1 protein-coding gene is annotated in these 2,038 nt (G+C 33.6%); it reads left to right on the top strand.

Annotation, left to right across the window (positions count from 1 at the left end):
- The coding region (locus LS72_RS11015; RefSeq protein ID WP_269149295.1) for a PBECR2 nuclease fold domain-containing protein at window positions 1-2,038 on the top strand (2,038 nt) is incomplete at both ends.

Here is a 2,038-nt window from a genome sequence, read left to right as displayed (position 1 = left end):
ACGATGGATTGCTATTTGGTATGATATTCCCAACTATGGGACAAGGTATCCAAAAGGCAGCATTAAAATACCATTTAGGCAAAGCCTTAAAAGAATCTAGCTCTTTAGAGAATTTTAATTTTAATATCACTCAAAGAGCTAATAGGGGTGGATTTAATTCCCCTACTAAAGAGCTAGTAGAAAGAATAGTAGAACAGGTTAGTGAAATAAAAGAGGAAGCTTTAAGAGTAGCAAAAGAGGGGAGAGAAGCCCAAGAGATTCCTCAAGATTTAAAAGAGCAATGGCTCAAAGAATTTAATTTAGAGAGTTTAGAACAAGATTTTATTCCTAGCTTTATTCCAGAAGTTAAAGAAGCCCTAAATAAGGAAAATATATCAGAAATAAAGGTTACAAAGGGAAGCCTTATTAAACTTCTAAAAGAAAATAGGCTTAAATATATGGATAGAATTAAACCAACACTACAAAATCCAGATAGAATTATTATACAAGATGAAAATACGATTATTTTTGCAAAGGATTTTAACGATAAAAAATACTTTACAAGTGTAGCAAGGGATGAAAATGGGGAATGGATTGTAAGAAGCAATGCACCCAAAAGCGAGAGTGGATTAAATAATAAAATCTCAAAAGGGGGTAGAGAAATTTATCAAGCGAGTAGTCAGATTAACGCTATTACTCCTTACGATGATATAGCCAATTCTAATATCAAACTTGATACACACATTATACCACAATCCCCTACAAACCAAAGTATTTTAGAAAAAGCCCTAAAAGAAAAGCAAGAGGGTATCGCTAAAGAGCAGAGATTGCAACAGGAAGCCCAACAAGAACAAACTAAAAGAGCCTCCCTGCTTAACCAAAAAAGGCAATCCATACAACAAGCAAAAGACTCTAATGTTGGTAAATCTGTTAATGAAGTAGAATTACTTTTAAGCGATAGTATTCCTTATACCCCTCTTAGACAAACAAGTATCAACCTAGAGAATAAAACCTATAATGCCAAATATGTAATTATTAAAAAGCAAGATTTAAAACCTAATTTTAGCAACACAGGCACACAAGGCAGACTTATCAAACAAACAAGGGTTATAGAGGATATACAAAATAACCTAAATCCTAATAAACTATTCTTTAGTGAGGGTGGATTTGATGGATTACCAGTTATATTAGCAGATGGTAGTGTAAGTGTAGGAAATCATAGAGCAGAAGCTCTAAAAAATCTAAGTAAAGAATCCTTGCAAATTTATAAAGAGGAAGCCAAGAAAACCTTTAATGTAGATTTGAGAGAGGATGAAGTCATTGTTAGAATGCTAGATTTTGATATTCCTAAACAAGAAGTGCTAAACCTCTCCTTTGCTTCTAATGTAGGAAGAGAACAAAATATAGCAGAAAAAGCCCTTAGCACCTTAGGGAAATACCAAGAGGGTATTTCTAAACTGCCTAATAGACTAACAGCCTCTAGTGTAGAGGAGATGCAAAGCATTGTTTCTAAAACCTTAGATACTACCAATAATGGCTTAAATACCTTTGATACGAATTTAGCCCTTTTTACTCATTTAGCCAAAACTAGAAACAAAAGTATCTTAGAAAGCCTAGAGAGCTTAAAGGGAAGTGCAGAGGAAAAACAAGCGGCTTTAAGAATGTTTGTAGAAAATGCAGGGAGCTTTTATAACATAAGCCAACAAACCTTAATGCCAAAACTTGATTTAAGGGATTATCTAGCTCAAGCTTTGTATTTTACCGCTACTGCCAAAGAAAGCAGAAAGCAAAACTTCCAAGAGCTTATTAAAGAGATAGAGGATTTATTAAAAACCACCAATGCAGAGGGCAAGAATCCTTTCATAGAACAAAACCCTTATTATTATGAGGATTTATTAGGCAAGATACTAGGATATTCCTTTGCAAGGTTTAAAGAATTAGAAAATCCTGCTAAAAATCTCTTTGAATTTTTAGAGAATTTAGAGCCAACATTCAGGCAAGAATTAGAACCCACACTCTTTAGTAATGGTAGAGCAATAAGTAGTGCAGATATTTATGA

The organism is Helicobacter apodemus (assembly GCF_000765745.2).
Lineage (GTDB): Bacteria > Campylobacterota > Campylobacteria > Campylobacterales > Helicobacteraceae > Helicobacter_D > Helicobacter_D apodemus.
This window is presented reverse-complemented; position numbering and strand designations above follow the sequence as displayed.